We start from the raw sequence: 653 nt of genomic DNA, 5'->3' as shown, positions 1-653 counted from the left end.
CCTGGCGAGGGACCACCGCGTCATCGCCTACGACCAGCGCGGCCACGGCCGCACCCCGCTCGCGGACGTCGGCACCGAGCGGCTCGCCGACGACCTGGAGGCCGTGCTCACGGCCGTCCTCGCCCCCGGTGAGAAGGCCGTCGTCGCGGGCCACTCCATGGGCGGCATGACCATGATGGCCGCCGCCTCCCGGCCGGCCTTCCGCGAGCACACGGCCGCCGCACTGCTGTGCAGCACGGGCAGCGCCCGGCTCGTCGACGAGTCGCTGGTGCTGCCGATGCGGGCGGGCCGGGCGCGGATCCCGGCCCCATCGTCCCGTAGCGGAGGATGCGCCGGGAGAGCGGAGTGACCGGGCCGAGCGGGTGGACCAGTGCTCCCGGATCGTGCACGCCTGCCCGCGTGCCGCCCGGGTGGCCTGGTCGCGGGTGCTCGGCGAGCTCGACCTGGACGAGGGCGTACGGGCGCTCGACGTGCCCACGGTGGTCGTCGCCGGCACGGCGGACCGGCTGACCCCGCTGGTGCACGCCAAGCGCCTCGCCCTCGACCTCCCGCAGTGCCTCGAACTCGTCGAGCTCGCGGGCATGGGCCACATGACCCCCGTCGAGGCCCCCGAGGCCGTCACCGCCAAGCTCCGTGAGCTCGCCGCCGCGTAC

General features: G+C 76.1%; 1 pseudogene. It reads left to right on the top strand.

Features of this window, described 5'->3' with window-relative positions:
* Positions 1-653, top strand: a pseudogene (locus EAO77_RS41650) (alpha/beta fold hydrolase); the annotation flags it as partial.

This window comes from Streptomyces sp. T39 (assembly GCF_008042045.1).
Classification (GTDB): domain Bacteria; phylum Actinomycetota; class Actinomycetes; order Streptomycetales; family Streptomycetaceae; genus Streptomyces.
The sequence above is the reverse complement of the archived record's forward strand: the minus strand, read 5'-3'. Positions and strand labels throughout refer to the sequence as shown.